Origin of the sequence: Rubritepida flocculans DSM 14296 (genome assembly GCF_000425365.1) — a bacterium.
Taxonomy (GTDB): Bacteria; Pseudomonadota; Alphaproteobacteria; order Acetobacterales; family Acetobacteraceae; genus Roseococcus; species Roseococcus flocculans.
Map to the genome: position 1 here is coordinate 1 of NZ_AUDH01000028.1, position 15305 is coordinate 15305.

The 15305-nt window shown below is 74.0% G+C and carries 17 protein-coding genes and 1 pseudogene; 1 reads left to right on the forward strand and 17 read right to left on the reverse strand.

Annotated elements, in window-relative coordinates:
* Positions 1-206: pseudogene (locus H596_RS24680) on the forward strand (IS110 family transposase); the annotation flags it as partial.
* Between the two features lie 100 nt (positions 207-306).
* Here H596_RS24680 and mnhG read toward each other — a convergent pair.
* The 17 genes from mnhG to rpiB form a co-directional block, all read right to left on the reverse strand.
* Positions 307-1512, reverse strand: a complete 1206-nt coding sequence (gene mnhG / locus H596_RS23065; RefSeq protein ID WP_051213241.1) for a monovalent cation/H(+) antiporter subunit G — start codon at positions 1510-1512, stop codon at positions 307-309.
* Positions 1505-1795: a monovalent cation/H+ antiporter complex subunit F gene (locus H596_RS0115940; RefSeq protein ID WP_027285731.1), complete on the reverse strand. Its 291-nt coding sequence runs from the start codon at positions 1793-1795 to the stop codon at positions 1505-1507. Before H596_RS0115940 ends, mnhG begins: the two co-directional genes overlap by 8 nt.
* The gene (locus H596_RS22005; RefSeq protein ID WP_051213243.1) at positions 1792-2130 is read right to left on the reverse strand and encodes a Na+/H+ antiporter subunit E; all 339 of its coding nucleotides are present in this window, start codon (positions 2128-2130) and stop codon (positions 1792-1794) included. The genes H596_RS0115940 and H596_RS22005 overlap by 4 nt, the downstream gene beginning before the upstream one ends.
* Positions 2127-3638, reverse strand: a complete 1512-nt coding sequence (locus tag H596_RS0115950; protein ID WP_027285732.1) for a proton-conducting transporter transmembrane domain-containing protein — start codon at positions 3636-3638, stop codon at positions 2127-2129. The genes H596_RS22005 and H596_RS0115950 overlap by 4 nt, the downstream gene beginning before the upstream one ends.
* Entirely contained in the window at positions 3638-4048 is a 411-nt protein-coding gene (locus H596_RS0115955) for an NADH-quinone oxidoreductase subunit K (RefSeq protein ID WP_027285733.1), read from the reverse strand. Before H596_RS0115955 ends, H596_RS0115950 begins: the two co-directional genes overlap by 1 nt.
* A gap of 43 nt (positions 4049-4091) precedes the next feature.
* Positions 4092-4490, reverse strand: a complete 399-nt coding sequence (locus H596_RS0115960) for an MnhB domain-containing protein (RefSeq protein WP_027285734.1) — start codon at positions 4488-4490, stop codon at positions 4092-4094.
* Positions 4487-6769 (reverse strand): hydrogen gas-evolving membrane-bound hydrogenase subunit E, encoded by a 2283-nt coding sequence (gene mbhE, locus H596_RS22010; protein WP_051213245.1) that lies wholly within the window; start codon positions 6767-6769, stop codon positions 4487-4489. Before mbhE ends, H596_RS0115960 begins: the two co-directional genes overlap by 4 nt.
* A gap of 125 nt (positions 6770-6894) precedes the next feature.
* Positions 6895-8064: an MFS transporter gene (locus H596_RS0115970; protein WP_037301777.1), complete on the reverse strand. Its 1170-nt coding sequence runs from the start codon at positions 8062-8064 to the stop codon at positions 6895-6897.
* Positions 8065-8096: 32 nt separating this feature from the next.
* Complete coding sequence (thiL, locus tag H596_RS0115975; protein ID WP_027285736.1) at positions 8097-9038, reverse strand: thiamine-phosphate kinase; 942 nt, start codon at positions 9036-9038, stop codon at positions 8097-8099.
* A complete protein-coding gene (gene nusB / locus H596_RS0115980) occupies positions 9035-9529 on the reverse strand; it encodes a transcription antitermination factor NusB (protein ID WP_027285737.1) in 495 nt (164 codons plus the stop codon). Before nusB ends, thiL begins: the two co-directional genes overlap by 4 nt.
* Positions 9526-10008, reverse strand: coding sequence for a 6,7-dimethyl-8-ribityllumazine synthase (gene ribH, locus H596_RS0115985; protein WP_027285738.1), 483 nt, complete (start codon positions 10006-10008; stop codon positions 9526-9528). The genes nusB and ribH overlap by 4 nt, the downstream gene beginning before the upstream one ends.
* Position 10009: 1 nt before the next feature.
* A complete protein-coding gene (ribB, locus tag H596_RS0115990; protein ID WP_027285739.1) occupies positions 10010-11137 on the reverse strand; it encodes a 3,4-dihydroxy-2-butanone-4-phosphate synthase in 1128 nt (375 codons plus the stop codon).
* Positions 11134-11736 (reverse strand): riboflavin synthase, encoded by a 603-nt coding sequence (locus H596_RS0115995; RefSeq protein ID WP_027285740.1) that lies wholly within the window; start codon positions 11734-11736, stop codon positions 11134-11136. The genes ribB and H596_RS0115995 overlap by 4 nt, the downstream gene beginning before the upstream one ends.
* The gene (gene ribD, locus H596_RS0116000) at positions 11736-12839 is read right to left on the reverse strand and encodes a bifunctional diaminohydroxyphosphoribosylaminopyrimidine deaminase/5-amino-6-(5-phosphoribosylamino)uracil reductase RibD (protein WP_037301778.1); all 1104 of its coding nucleotides are present in this window, start codon (positions 12837-12839) and stop codon (positions 11736-11738) included. Before ribD ends, H596_RS0115995 begins: the two co-directional genes overlap by 1 nt.
* Positions 12840-12841: 2 nt before the next feature.
* Entirely contained in the window at positions 12842-13294 is a 453-nt protein-coding gene (gene nrdR, locus H596_RS0116005) for a transcriptional regulator NrdR (protein ID WP_027285742.1), read from the reverse strand.
* 158 nt (positions 13295-13452) lie between these two features.
* Positions 13453-14751: a serine hydroxymethyltransferase gene (gene glyA, locus H596_RS0116010; protein WP_027285743.1), complete on the reverse strand. Its 1299-nt coding sequence runs from the start codon at positions 14749-14751 to the stop codon at positions 13453-13455.
* A 62-nt stretch (positions 14752-14813) separates the two neighbouring features.
* The gene (gene rpiB, locus H596_RS0116015; protein WP_027285744.1) at positions 14814-15251 is read right to left on the reverse strand and encodes a ribose 5-phosphate isomerase B; all 438 of its coding nucleotides are present in this window, start codon (positions 15249-15251) and stop codon (positions 14814-14816) included.
* Positions 15252-15305 lie beyond the last annotated feature (54 nt).

The window sequence follows — 15305 nt, forward strand, 5'->3', positions numbered from 1 at the left end:
GCCCTGGCTCAAGACCACCCTCGTCCAGTGCGCCTGGGCCGCCACCCGCAAGAAGGACAGCTATCTCCGCGCCCAGTTCCACCATCTGCGACAGCGCCGCGGACCGAAAAAAGCCATCTGCGCCGTCGCCGCCTCCATCCTCACCGCCGTCTGGCACATGCTCCAAAACGGAACCTTCTGGCACGATCTCGGACCAAATCACTTCCACCAACGCTCGCCAGAACAGCAGGCACGCCACCTCGCCGCCCAAATCACAAAGCTCGGCTTCAAGTGCTCCCTCGAACCACAAGCCGAGGGAGTTTCTGTCTACACCAGCAGCACCGGGATGGGCGCGCCGCGCAGCGAGCGCCAGGCGAGCGAGGCGCCCGCCATCCGCACCGGCAGCACCGCCAGCACCGCGCCGCTGAACTCCGCGAGCGGCGCGGGGTGGTCGGGGTGCAGCGGCGGCGCGCCGAGCGTGGCGGCCCAGCCATGGGCCCAGGCCAGCGCCACCCCTTCCTCGGCCGCCTCCACCGCGCCGGGCGCGTCGAGCGGCGTGACCGTCAGCGGCAGCGCGGCGAAGAGGCCGAGACCGAGGAGATGCTTGAGGCTCTCGCCCGAATCCGGGTCGCCCTCGTGCAGGAAGTGCAGGGCGCGGGGCGGGGCCATGCCGGGCACGGCGATCAGCGCCCCGCGGATGGCCAGGCGCGCGGCGCGGGCCGCCGCCTCGCCCTCGGGCAGCACCAGCGCCTGGTCGAACCAGGCATCGCGCGGCAGCAGCGTCAGGTCGTGATGGGCGGCGGCGCGGGCCAGCAGCAGCCGGGCGTCCCCTTCCTCATGGCGGGTGCGGAAGGACAGCCCCGCCGCATCGCAGTCGCGCTCCAGCGCATGGGCAAGCAGCGCGGCGGATTCCCGGGCCTGGGCCATGCGCCGCTCGACCAGGCGCCTGGCGTGGAAGGCGCCGCCCAGCGGCACCGGGCCGGTGTTGGCGAGGCTCGGCGCGCAGAGCAGGCTGAGCAGCGTCACCTCCGTGCGCGCGCCGGCCACCGCGAGCAGCCCGTCGCGCAGCGCCGCCTCCGCGCCGGGCCCCTGCGCGAGGCCGAGCAGCAGGCGGCGCGCCGCGCCGGGCGGGCGCGGGCCCTGCGCGGGGGCGGCCGCGGGCTCGGGCAGGGCGAGGCGCAGCACCGGCTCCGCATCCACCTTGGCGCGCGGCAGCACGCCCTGCAGCTCGTCCAGCGCCGTCTCGCCCCACATCGGCGCGCCGCCCACATAGGCGGCCCGCCCCAGCGCGTGCGAGGCGAGCGGCACCGTCACCAGAAGGAAGAGGATGATCAGCCCCACGCGCAGCCAGGCCTCACCCGTGCCGAAGGCGAAGCCGAGGCCGAGCAGCATGAAGCCCGCCCCCACCACGCCCGCCTTGGTGGCGGCGTGCATCCTGAGGAAGGCGTCGGGCAGCCGCGCCACGCCGATCGCGGCGATGAGCGCGACCACGGCCCCGCCCAGGATCAGCGCGGCGGCGAGGGTCTCACTCATCGCCCTTCTCCCCGCCGCGCGCCGCGCGCTCGATGAAGGCGGCGACGCCCACCGTGCCGATGAAGCCCACGAGGCCGAGGCCGAGCGCGATGTCGAGCAGCGCGAGGTGCCCCCCCGCCAGCGCCGCCAGCGCCACCCCCGCCACCGCGAGCAGCCCCAGCAGATCCAGCGCCACGGCGCGGTCCGCGATGCCCGGGCCCTGCAGCATACGCCAGGCGGTGAGGCCCACGGCGATGGTCAGCAGCAGCCCGGCGAGCGCCATGGCGACGCCGAGCAGGCTCATGGCAGCACCCGCATCGCAGGGGTTTCGAGCCGCGCGGCGATGCTCGCGCGCAGCGCCTCGGCGCTCTCCACGTCCATGGCGTGGACGTAGAGCACCGAGCGGTCGGGCGAGACGTGCAGCGCCGTGGTGCCCGGGGTGAGCGTGACCATGTCGGCGAGCAGCGTGACGCCCGCGGCGGAGCGCAGCCGCAGCGGCACAGCCACCACGCCCGGCCGCACCTCGAGGCGCGGGGCGAGGGTGGCGCGGATCACCGTCCAGGCCGAGAGCAGCAGCTCGCGCAGGAACAGCGCGAGCAGCCAGAGCCAGGCCAGGATGTTCCAGGGGCGCGGTGTCATGGCGTGCCTCCCAGCACGGCCGCGATGTAGGCGTCGCGCGCGCGCAGCTCCTCGCCCGCGGCCAGGGCGAAGGCGGCGAAGGGCTCGGTCCAGAGGCCGATGACCAGCGTGACCAGCCCCAACGCCGCCACGGGGGCGAGCAGCCACAGCCGCTCGGCGCCCGCCAGCGCCGGCGGCTCCGCCACGCCCTCGGGCGCGGCCTTCCAGAAGGCCTCCAGCCAGATCTTCAGCATGGAGTAGAGGGTGAGGATGCCGGTGCCGAGCGCCACGGCCGCGAGCCAGTACCACTCCGCCTCGAAGCCCGAGCGGGCGACGAGGAGCTTCGCCCAGAAGCCCGAGAGCGGCGGCAGCCCGGCGAGCGAGAGGGCGGGAATGGCGAAGAGCAGGCCGAGCCAGGGGTCGCGCCGCCACAGCCCGCCCAGCGCGGCGAGCGAGAAGGAGCCCCCCGCGCGGCGGATCGCGCCCGCCGCCAGGAACAGGTTCGCCTTCACGACGATGTGGTGGAGCATGTAGAGCACCGCGCCTGCGAGCGCGAGCGGCGTGGCGATGGCGATGCCCACGAGCATGTAGCCGATCTGGCTGATGATGTGGAAGGAGAGGATGCGCCGGATTTCCCAGTGCGCCGCCGCCCCCAGCACGCCGATCACCATGGTCAGCGCCGCGGCGATGCCGATGAGCGGCCCCACCCAGGGCAGCTCGCCTGGGAAGACCAGCGTGAAGAGCCGGATCAGCGCGTAGACGCCCACCTTCGTCAGCAGCGCGGCGAAGATGGCGCCCACCGGCGCGGGGGCGGTGTGGTAGGAGGCGGGCAGCCAGAAGAACAGCGGGAACACCGCCGCCTTCGCCGCGAAGGCCGCGAGCAGCAGGAAGGCCACCGCGGCCACCGCGCCCTGGTTGGGCACCTCCGGCAGGCGCCGCGCGAGGTCGGCGAGGTTGAGCGTGCCCGCGAGCCCGTAGGCGAGGCCGATGGCGATGAGGAAGACGCTGGTGGCGACCAGGTTCAGCACCGCGTATTTCACCGCCGCGTCCCGCCCCGCCGCGCCGGCGTTCAGCACCAGCAGGCCGAAGGAGGCGATGAGCATCACCTCGAACCAGACGTAGAGGTTGAACAAATCGCCCGCCAGGAAGGCGCCGGCCACGCCCATCACCAGCGCGCCGAGCAGCGGGTGCCAGAGCGGCTCGGCCTCGCCCAGCTCCGCGTCGCCGCGCGCGGCGAGGGCGCAGGCCGCGTACATCACGGCGGTGATGAGCACCAGCGAGGCGGCGAGCCGGTCCGCCACCAGGGTGATGCCGAAGGGCGGCGCCCAGTCGCCCATCTGCGAGGCGATGGGCCCGCCGGGATGCACCACGGCCACCAGCGCGGCCGAGGCGAACAGCATGGCAAGGGCGGCGAACGCCGTCAGCGCGCGCTGGGCGCGCGGCGAGGCACGCAGCGCCGCCCCGCCCGCGCAGGCCAGCAGCGGCAGCAGGATGGGAAGGGCGAGCAGCCAGTCGGCGAGCCGGGCCATCAGCGCGCCTCCGCGCGGGGCTCGGCCTCGGCGGCCTCGACGGGGTCGGTGCTCGGCAGGGCGGGGGGTTCGGCGCTGCGCAGCGCCTCGGCGTCCACCACCGCCTCGCCCTTCCACACGGACCAGGCGAGCACCATGACGAAGGCCGTGAGCCCGAAGGAGATGACGATGGCCGTCAGCACCAGGGCCTGCGGCAGCGGGTTGGCCGCGCCCGCGGCCAGCGCCTGCGCGCCGGGCGAAACGAGCGGCGGCGCCGTGCCCAGCACGCGTCCGCCCGCGAGAATGGCGATGTTCGCCGCATTGCCAAGCAGCAGCAGCCCCACGATCACCCGCGGCAGGGAGCGGGCGAGCAGCAGATAGACCGCGCCCGCGAGCAGCACGCCGAACAGCAGGGCCAGCAGGATTTCCATGGCTCAGCGCCCCGTGCGGGGAGGAGAGGACGCGCGCACGGGCTCACTCCTCAAGAAACGGCAGCACGAAGGCGAGCGCGAAGCCCACCACGACGAGATAGACGCCCACGTCGAACAGCAGCGCGGTGCCGATGGGCGTTCCGGCGAGCCATTGCTGCGTCAGGAAAGGCTCGCCGTGGTGCAGCAGCGCGGGCAGCCCCGCCAGCGCGGCGGCGAGCAGCCCGATGCCCGCCCAGGCGAGCGGATCGAGGCGCAGCACGCGCCGCGTCGCCCCCTGGCCGAGCGCCAGCGCGTGGAAGACGAAGCCCAGCGCGCCCACGAGGCCGCCGATGAAGCCGCCGCCCGGCTCGTTGTGGCCGCGCAGCAGGATGAACAGCGAGACGGCGAGGCTCGTCCAGAGCACGTAGCGCGCCGAGCTGCGCAGGATCAGGCTTTCCTTCACGGCTGCTTCCTCCCCGCCCGCTTCGCCAGCAGCGCGGCCGCCGCCAGCGCGGCGATGAGCAGCACCGCGATCTCGCCCAGCGTGTCGAGCGCGCGGAAGTCCACGATCACCACGTTCACCACGTTGCGCCCCTTCGCCTCCGGCACCGCGGCCTGGCCCATCCATTCGGGGATGCGCGCGTCGAAGGGCACGGAGAGCATGGCGAACATCACCGCCACGCCCACCGCGCCCACGAGGCCCGCGAGGAGCGCGTCGTTGCGCCGCTCGTTCGCCCGGCGCGCATCCAGCGCACGGAAGGGCAACCGGGCGAGGATGGCGACGAGCAGCACCACCGCGATCACCTCCACCGTGAACTGGGTGAAGGCGAGATCGGGCGCGCCGAGGGTGAGGAAGAGCAGCCCCGCGCCGAAGCCCACGAGGGCCGCGCCCATCACCTGCGCGAAGAGCGCGCGCATCAGCGCCGCCGCCGCCGCGCCGCCCGCGATGAGCAGCACGAGCAGCACCTGCTCCACCCGCACCGGCGCCGCACGCCAGGGAATGGCGAGCCCGCCCGCCAGCACGAGCACCAGCCCCGCGCCCCCGAACACGATGAGCAGGCTGAGCGCGAGGTAGCGCCTGAGGCTGCCCGACTGCACGCGCCGCGTCACCGCCACCGCCGTGCGCGAGACGGCGCGCAGCACCTCGCCATAGGCGCTGTCCGGCCCGTAGCGGTCGAGCCATTCCTGCCCGGCGAGGCGCGGCTGCAGCCGGCTCCAGCCGAGATACATCACCACGCCCAGGCCCAGCGCGGCGAAGGAGAGCAGCAGCACCAGCTCGTCGCCCTGCTTCTCGCCCAGCGCCACGCCCGTCGGCCGGCCGAGGATCGTGCCCGCCGCAGGCTCGATCAGCGCGGCCGAGATCAGGCCCGGCATCAGCCCGAAGACCAGCCCGAGAAGGGCGAGCAGCATGGGCGGCGCGAGCATGGCCAGCGGCGGCTCCTTCACCTCCCGGTCGGCCTCCATGGGCCGGCCCATGAAGGGGCGGGCGGCCACCACGCCCGCCACCACCACCATGGCCGCGTTCACCACCAGCGCGATGGCCGGCAGCAGCCCGGGCACGCCGAGCTGCACGGTGAAGAGCAGATCCTTCGCGAAGGCGCCAATGAAGCCGGGCGCGCCCGCCATGGAGAGCCCGGCCAGCGCGGCCGCCGCGGCGGTGAGGGGCATGGCGCGCGCCAGCCCGCGCAGCACCAGCGCATCGCGCGTGCCGGCCTTCTTGTCCACGATGCCGGAGATGAGGAACAGGCTCGCCTTGTAGAGCGCGTGCACGAGCAGGAACACGACGGCCGCCGTGGCCGCGAGCGGCTCCTCCAGCCCGATGAGCGTGACCAGCGTGCCCAGCGCCACCACGGTGGACCAGGCGAGCTTGCGCTTGAGATCCCGCTCGCGCAGCGCGAGCAGCGCGCCGGTCAGCATGGTCAGCCCGCCCGCTCCGGTCAGCAGCCCCTGCCAGAGTACCATCTCCTGGAAGGCCGGATTGAACCGCGCGAGCAGATAGACGCCGAGCTTCACCATCGTCGCGGAATGCAGGTAGGCCGAGACGGGCGCCGGCGCGGCCATGGCGTTGGGCAGCCAGAAATGCAGCGGCCACTGCGCGCTCTTGGCGAAGCATCCGCCCGCCACCAGCAGCACGATCCAGGGCGCGAAGGGGTGGGCGGAGATGGACTCCGCCTGGGCGAGGATCAGCGAGATCCGCGTGGTGCCCGCCGCGGCGGCGAGCAGCAGGAAGCCCGCGAGCATGGCGAGCCCGCCGGCCACCGTCACCATCAGCCCCTGCTGCGCCGCCTTGCGCGCGGCCGCGCGCTCATGATCGAAGCCGATGAGCATGAAGGAGGCGAGGCTCGTCAGCTCCCAGAAGACGAAGAGGCTGAACAGGTCATCGGCCAGCACCGCGCCGAGCATCGCGCCCATGAACAGCGTCAGCACCGCGAGGAAGCGGTGCAGCGCCGGATGCCCCTTCAGATAGGCCGAGGCGTAGAGAAAGATCCCCGCGCCGATGCCGGTGATGAGCAGCGCCATCAGGCGCGAAAGCCCGTCGAGCCGGAAGGAGGTCTCGAGGCCGAGGGAGGGGATGCGCTCGGAGGTGAAGGCCGCGCCGAGCGGCAGGCTCAGCAGCGCCAGGAAGAGGCCGAGCGGCAGCAGCGCCGGAAGCGGCGCGGCGCCGGGCCGCGCGCGCAGGCCGAGCGCCACCAGCGGGATGGCGAGGAAGGGCAGGGCGACGAGAAGGGGCAGGACGGACACGCCCCACCCTTGGCAAACGCCATGCCAGAGCGCGCGGCGCGCCGGGCCGCCGCGCCGCCGGCCGGCGCGTTCGGAATCCCGAACAGGGGAGCGCCCTGCGTCCGGCTTTCCGAACGGGGCGGCGGCTACTCCGCCGCCTGCACCCGCCCCATGCGCAGCCGCTGCCAGGCGAGCAGCGCCAGCGCCACGGCGAGCGGCGGCAGCAGGGTGAGGTTCAGCACCTCCCAGCCGTAGCGGTGGTGCACGAAGCCCGAGAGGAAGGCGGTGCAGGCCACGGTGCCGAACACGATGAAGTCGTTCGCCGCCTGGGCGCGCACCCGCTCCTCGGGGGCGTAGCTGGTGGCGAGCAGCGTCGTCGCGCCCACGAACATGAAGTTCCACCCCACGCCCAGCAGCGTCAGCGCCACGATGAAGTGCCAGAACTCCCGCCCCAGCAGCGCCACTCCCACGCAGGCCGCCGTCAGCGCCGCGCCCGTGACGATGACGCGCATCACCCCGAAGCGCGTGATGAGATGGCCCGTGACGAAGCCCGGCGCGAACATGGCGAGCGAATGGGCCTGGATCACCGTCGCCGCCGCGCCGACGGAGAAGCCGCAGAGCATCATCTCGAGCGGTGTCGCCGTCATCGCGAGGTTCATGGTGCCATAGGCCACCAGCCCCGCCACCGCCGCCGCCACGAAGGCCGGCCGGCGCAGGATTTCGGGGATGGGCGTGCGCGCGCCCGTGCGCGCCGGAGGGGGCGGCAGCTCGAGGCCCGAGAGCAGCAGCATGCCGATCACGGGCAGCAGCGCCAGCACGAGATAGGTGCCGAGGAAGAGCGTCGGCGCGAAGAGGTCGTAGCTGTGCTTCACGATCTCCGGCCCGAACAGGGCCGAGAGGATGGGCCCGGCCATCACCAGCGAGATGGCGCGCGGCCGCCAGGCGGGGGTCGCGGCCTCGGCCGCGGCGAAGCGGTAGTGCTGCCCGATGCCCCAGCCGCCGCCCGCGAAGACCGCGCCGAGGTTGTAGAGCCAGAAATCCTGGAACCAGACGCCGGCCGCGAAGGTGAGCGAGCCGAGCAGCGAGAGCGCCGCGCCGATCAGGAAGCCCGTGCGCCGGCCATAGCGGCCGAAGATCATGGAGGCCGGGATGGAGGCCGCCATCACCGCCGTCATCTGCACCGCCATGGGCAGGGTGGCCAGCGCCTGGTCGCCCGAGAGGGAGTGGCCGATCAGCGCGCCCATCGCCACCTGGCCCACCATGGTGGCGTTGATCAGCGCCTGGCAGAAGAACAGGCGCCAGACGGTCGCCTTCATGCGCCGCTCATCGGCGGGGCTTTGCGTCGCGGTCACAGATGGCTCCAACCCAGGCGTTCGGGCGTGATGTCATCGCCGCCCGGCCCGCGCAGCGTCACACGCGGGGGGCCTGCCGTGAAGCGGCCGATCCGCGTCAGCGGCGTTGCGGCCGCGGCCGCGGCGGCGCGCAGCGCGGCCTCCGCCTCGGGCGGGGCGGCGAGAAGCAGCTCGTAGTCGTCCCCGCCGGTGGCGAGCGCGGCGATGGGTGCGGCGGCGTCGGCGACGGGAATGAGCGCCGCCTCCACCTCCGCCGCCACCCCGCCCGCGCGGCAGAGGTGCGAGAGATCCTGCAGCAGCCCGTCGGAGACATCCATGCAGGCATGGGCGAGGCCGCGCAGCGCCCGGCCGAGGGCGAGGCGCGGCTCGGGCAGGCGGTAGCGCAGGGCGAGCGCGCCCGTAGGGTCGGGCCATTCGCCCCGCGCGGCGCGCAGGCCGAGCCAGCCATCGCCGATGCGCCCGCTCACCCAGATCGCATCGCCCGGCCGCGCGCCCGCGCGGCGCAGCGCCGCCCCGGGCGGGACCGTGCCGAGAATGGTGAGCGAGAGCGTGACGGGCCCGGTGGTGGAGACCGTGTCGCCCCCCAGCACCTGCAGGCCGAAGCGCGCCTGGTCCTCCGCAAGGCCGGCGGCGAAGCCGGCGAGCCAGGCATCGGGCAGGCCGCGCGGCAGCGCCACCGTCATCAGGTAGCCGAGCGGCGCGGCGCCCATGGCCGCGAGGTCGCTCAGGTTCACGCGCAGCAGCTTGCGGCCGATGGTCTCTGGCGGGTCATCGGCCAGGAAATGCACGCCGGCCACCATGGCGTCGGCGGCGAGCACCAGCTCGCAGCCGGCGGGGGGGGCGAGCAGCGCCGCGTCATCGGCGAGATCGAGCGCGCCCGCCCCCGCGAGCGGGCGGAAATGCCGCGCGATGGCGGCGAACTCCGCGGGCAGGCTCACCCCTTGTGGAACTCCTCCGCGCGCAGGCTGCGCGCCATGGCGTCCAGCACGCCGTTGCAGAAGCGCGGCTCCTCGCCGCCGAAGAAGCCATGGGCGATGTCCATGTACTCCTTGATGACGACGCGCGCGGGCGGGCCGCCCATGTCGCGCAGCTCCGCCCCCGCGGCGCGCAGGATGGCGCGCAGCACCGGATCGAGCCGGCCCATCGCCCAGCCGGCGGCGAGATGGGACGCGATCACTTGGTCGAGATCCTCGGGCCGGGTCGCGGCGGCGCGGACCACGCGGGCGAAGAGGGCGGTGTCCGCCTCCTCCACGCGCCCGTCCTCGAAGCCCTGCTCGCCGGGGGCGGCGCCGATGCGGTGGCGCAGGAACTGCTCGAGCACCGCCTCGGGGCTCTCGCCCGTCTGCTCGGCCTGGAAAAGGGCCTGGACGGCGGCCACCCGCGCGCCGGTGCGCGGGCGGGCCTGGCCGGCGGCGGGCCTGGGCTTCATCCGAGCCCCCAGCGGCGGCGCAGCGCCACCTGCATCAGCGCGGCCTGCGCGGCCTCGGCGCCCTTGTTGTAGCCGTCGTCGCGCGCCCGGGCCTCGGCCTGCGCCAGCGTGTGCACCGTCAGCAGCCCGTAGCCCACCGCGGCGCCGGTGGCGGCGGTGATGGCCATGACACCCGCCATCGCTTCGCGGCAGATGTGGTCGTAGTGGTCGGTCTCGCCCTTCACCACGCAGCCGAGCAGCACGAAGCCGTCCCAGCCGCGCCCGGCCTGGATGGCCATGCGCAGCGCGGCCGGCAGCTCATAGGCGCCGGCCACCTCCACCACCTCGAGGCTCGCGCCCGCCTCGGCGGCCACGCGCTCCACGCCGCGGCGCATCCCGCCCACCACCTCGGCGTAATAGGGGGCCTGGATCAGCAGCAGGCGCGGGGGCGCGCCCTCGAAGCGCGGGGTCGCCCGTTCGGGCGCATCGGCGGTGGACATCTCAGCGCAGCTTCTCGCCGGCGAGCGGGCGCGTCTCGACGACGCGCAGCCCCCAGCCCTCGAGCCCCACCAGCGGGCGCGGGTGGTTGGAGAGGCGGATGATCTCCTTCACGCCGAGATCGGCCAGGATCTGCGCGCCGATGCCGTAGTCGCGCAGCAGGGGCTGGCTCGGCGCCTCGCGCGCCTGGCGGACCTGCTGGGAGATGCCGTCGCGCCGCCAGTCGCGCAGGATCACGACCACGCCGCGCCCCTCCGCCGCGATCGCCTCCATCGCCGCATGCAGCTCGAACAGCGTGCGGCCGCCCACGAGGTCGTTCAGCACATTGCCCGCATGCATGCGCGCGAGCACCGGCCCGGGCGCCGCGAGATCGCCCTTCACCAGCGCGACATGCTCGCCCCGCTCCAGCGAGGACTGATAGACCACCACGCGCCAGTCGCCGCCGACGGCGTGGCGGATTTCGCCCTCCTCCACCCGCTCCACGAGCCGCTCGGTGCGGCGGCGATGCGCGATCAGATCCGCGATGGTGCCGAGCTTGAGGCCATGGCGCTGGGCGAAGGTCACGAGATCGGGCAGGCGCGCCATGGTCCCGTCCTCGTTCATGATCTCGCAGATCACGCCCGAGGGGTTGAGGCCCGCGAGCCGCGCGAAATCCACCGCCGCCTCGGTGTGGCCGGCGCGCACCAGCGTGCCGCCGTCGCGCGCCACCAGCGGGAAGACATGGCCCGGGGTGACGAGGTGCTCGCGCCCCAGCTCCGGGTTGATGGCCACCGCGATGGTGCGCGCGCGGTCGGCCGCGGAGATGCCCGTGGTCACGCCCTCGCGCGCCTCGATGGAGACGGTGAAGGCCGTCTGGTGCCGCGTGCCGTTGGACTGCGCCATGAGCGGCAGGCCGAGCTGCTCCACCCGCGCGCGGGTGAGTGCGAGGCAGATCAGCCCGCGCGCGTGGCGCGCCATGAAGTTGATCGCATCCGGCGTCGCGAACTGCGCGGGGATGACGAGGTCGCCCTCGTTCTCGCGGTCCTCGTCGTCCACCAGGACGAACATGCGGCCGCGGCGGGCCTCCTCCAGCAGCTCCTCCGGCGGCGAGATGAACTCGTGGAAGCTGGTCGCGACGGGATTGACGCTCACGCGCGGAACTCCATCAGGCGCGCCACGTAGCGGGCGAGCGTGTCGATCTCGATGTTCACCGCATCGCCCGGCTGCAGCGTGCCGAAGCTGGTGACGGCGGCGGTATGGGCGATGATGTTGACCCCGAACTCGGCCCCGTCAACCTCGTTGACGGTGAGGGACACCCCGTCCACCGCGATGCTGCCCTTCACCGCGATGAAGGGGGCGAGCGGCGCGGGCGCGCGGAAGCGCCAGCGCACCGAGGCGTTCTCCGGCGTGGCGGAGAGCACCTCGCCCACCCCGTCCACATGGCCGGAGACGAGATGCCCGCCCAGCTCGTCGCCGAGGCGGAGGCTGCGCTCGAGGTTCACCCGCCGCCCCGGCCGCCAGGCGCCGAGCGTGGTGCGCGAGAGGGTCTCGGCACTCGCGTCCACGGCGAAGCTGTCGGCCGAGAGCTCCACCGCCGTGAGGCAGACGCCCGAGCAGGCAATGGAGCAGCCCAGCGCCGCCCCCTCGAGAAACCCGGGCGCGACGCCGATGACGAGGCGCATGTCGTGCCCCCCGCCGAGGGGCTGCACCTCGCGCAGCGTGCCGAGCGCGGTGACGATGCCGGTGAACATCAGCCCTCTTCCTTCGCGTATTCGCTCATCACGTCCTCGCCCAGCGCCGTGCTCGCCACCAGCCGGAAGCGCGGCATGCGCGCGAGCGCGGCGACGCCGAGCGGGCCCACCCCCGGCAGGCCCTCGGCGCCCATCACGCCGGGGGCATGGAACCAGACGAGCCGGTCCACAAGCCCCGCCTTGAGCATCGCCGCCGCGAGCCCCGCGCCGCCCTCCACCAGCAGCCGCGTCACGCCGCGCTGGGCCAGGGCAGCCAGCATGGCGCGCGGCGGCAGCCCGCCGCCGGGGGCGCGGCGCAGCGCCACCACCTCCACGCCCGCGCGGATATAGGGCGCCAGCGCGGCGGGGCGATGCCCCGCGCTCGTCAGCAGCCAGGTGGGGTGCTGCCCGGCGGTGGCGACGAGCCGCGCCGAGAGGGGCGTGCGCAGCCGCGCATCGGCCACCACGCGCAGCATCGGCACCGGATCGAGCCCGGGCAGGCGCACCGTCAGCTCCGGGTCATCGGCCAGCACCGTGCCGCTGCCCACCAGCACCGCGTCGTGCCGGGCGCGCAGCGCATGCACGGCGCGGCGCGCGGCCGCGCCCGTGATCCAGCGGCTCTCGCCGCCCGCCGTCGCGATGCGCCCATCCAGCGTGGCGGCGAGCTTGAGCGTGACGAGCGGCCGCCCCTCCGTGATGCGCCTGAGGAAGCCCGCATTCAGCCGGGCCGCCTCCGCGCCCAGCAGCCCCTCCTCCACCGCCACGCCCGCGGCGCGCAGCCTGGCGAGGCCGCGCCCGTCCACGCGCGGATCGGGGTCGCGCATCGCCACCACCACGCGCGCAACCCCGGCGCGGATCAGCGCGTCGCAGCAGGGGGGCGTGCGGCCGTGGTGGGAGCAGGGTTCGAGCGTGACATAGGCGGTGGCGCCGGCCGCCTCCTCGCCCGCCCGCTCCAGCGCCACCGCCTCGGCGTGCGGGCGGCCGCCGGGCTGGGTCCAGCCGCGCGCGATCACGCGGCCCTCTTTCACCAGCACGCAGCCCACCGCCGGGTTGGGCCAAGTGTTGCCGAGGCCGCGCGCCGCGAGGCGCAGGGCGGCGCGCATCTGCGCCTCGTCCTCCTCCATGCTCAGGGCTTTTCGAGGCCGCTCAGGAAGGCCCCGAAATCCTTCGCCTCGGTGAAGTTCTGATAGACCGAGGCGAAGCGCACATAGGCCACCTCGTCCACCCCCTTCAGCGCCTCCATCACCATCTCGCCAATGCGGCGCGAGGGGATTTCCGTCTCCGCCTCCATCTCCAGGCGGCGCTGGATGCCGTTGACGATGCGCTCGATGCGCTCCTCGTCCACCGGCCGCTTGCGGCAGGCGATGGTGATGGATTTCACGAGCTTGTCGCGGTCGAAGGCCACGCGCCGCCCGTCGGACTTCAGCACCGTCAGCTCCTTGAGCTGGATGCGCTCGAAGGTGGTGAAGCGGTTGCCGCAGGCGGGGCAGAAGCGGCGGCGACGGATGGAGGAGCCGTCCTCGGAGGGGCGGCTGTCCTTCACCTGGGTGTCCTCATGTCCGCAATACGGGCAGCGCAAAGAGCAACCTCCCCACCGGCGCACCCCGGGGCGGCGGGAACCGCCTTTCGGGGATGCGGCCGCGAAGCGGCCGCCGCGCCCAGACCAACCGCGCCACTACTGCGCCCGCGGCGGCGCGAAGCCAAGCGGCCGGAGGCCGCGCCCGGCCTCCGAGGGCGTCAGTAGATCGGGAAGCGCTGGCACAGGGCGAGCACCTCCTTCGCCACCGCCTGTTCCACCGCGCTGTTCCCCTCGGGGCTGTTCGCCTGCTGCAGCCCGTCGAGCACGCGCACGATCAGCCGCCCCACCTCGCGGAACTCGGCCTCGGCGAAGCCGCGCGTGGTGCCGGCCGGGGTGCCGAGCCGGATGCCCGAGGTCACCATGGGCTTTTCCGGGTCGAAGGGGATGGCGTTCTTGTTGCAGGTGAGGTGCGCGCGCCCCAGCGCCGCCTCGGCGGCCTTGCCCGTCAGCCCCTTGGGGCGCAGGTCCACCAGCATGAGGTGGCTGTCCGTGCCGCCGGAGACGATGGCGAGCCCGCCCTTGACCAGCTCATCGGCCAGCGCGCGGGCGTTCGCCACCACCTGCTTCGCGTAGGCGCGGAACTCGGGGCGCAGCGCCTCGCCGAAGGCGACGGCCTTGGCGGCGATGACGTGCATCAGCGGCCCGCCCTGCAGCCCCGGGAACATCGCGCTGTTGATCTTCTTCGCGATGGCCTCGTCGTTCGTCAGGACCAGGCCGCCGCGGGGGCCGCGCAGCGTCTTGTGCGTGGTCGTCGTCGTCACATGCGCGTGCGGCACGGGCGAGGGGTAGGCGCCGGCCGCCACGAGCCCCGCGTAATGCGCCATGTCCACCATCAGGAAGGCGCCGATCTCGTCCGCCACGGCGCGGAAGCGCGCGAAGTCGATCTCGCGCGAATAGGCGGAGCCGCCCGCGATGATGAGCTTCGGCCGGTGCGCGCGCGCCAGCCGCTCCATCGCCTCGTAGTCCAGCAGCCCGTCCTCGGCGCGCACGCCGTAGCTGATGGGGCGGAACCACTTGCCCGAGTAGTTCACCGGCGCGCCATGGGTGAGGTGCCCGCCCGCCGCGAGGTCCATGGCGAGGAAGCTGTCGCCCGGCTGCAGCAGGGCGAAGAACACGGCGATGTTGGCGCTCGCCCCGCTGTGCGGCTGCACATTGGCGAAGGCGCAGCCGAAGAGCTGCTTGGCGCGCTCGATGGCGAGCGTCTCGGCCAGGTCCACGTATTCGCAGCCGCCGTAGTAGCGCCGGCCCGGATAGCCCTCGGCGTATTTGTTGGTGAGCACGCTGCCCTGCGCCTCCAGCACGGCGCGGCTGACGATGTTCTCCGAGGCGATGAGCTCGATTCCGTCCTGCTGGCGCGTCAGCTCCTGGGCGATGGCGGCGGCGAGTTCGGGGTCGCTCTCGGCGACGCCCGCCTGGAAGAAGCGGGCGGGGAGGAAGCGGGCGGTGCTCTCGTTCATGGGCGGGGCCTTTCCGGTCGCGGCAGGCTTAGCACGGCGCGGGCCGCGCGGGGACAGAGGGGCTAGGCCGCCGGCGCGCCGAGCTTGGCGACGCGCCGGGCGTGGCGGCCGCCCTCGAAGGGCGTGGCGAGGAAGGCGGCCAGCGCGTCCAGCGCCACCTCCACCCCCGTGGTGCGGGCGCCGAAGCAGGCGATGTTCGCGTCGTTGTGCGCGCGCGTCAGCCGCGCCTCGGTGGCGGAGTGCAGCACGGCGGCGCGGATGGCCGGGTGGCGGTTGGCGGCGATGGCCATGCCGATGCCGGTGCCGCAGACCAGCACGCCGAAGCCCGCCTCGCCCGACGCCACCCGCGCGGCCACGGCCTGGGCGTAATCCGGGTAGTCCACGCTCTCGGCGCTGTGGGTGCCGAGGTCGAGCAGCGCATGCCCGCCCGCCTCCAGCGCGGCGGCGAGGGCCTGCTTGAGCGGCAGGCCGGCGTGGTCGGAACCGAGGGCGATGATCATGCGCGGGCGCTTACCACGCCGGGCGTGGCGCCGGGTATCGCGCGCGCGTCATGG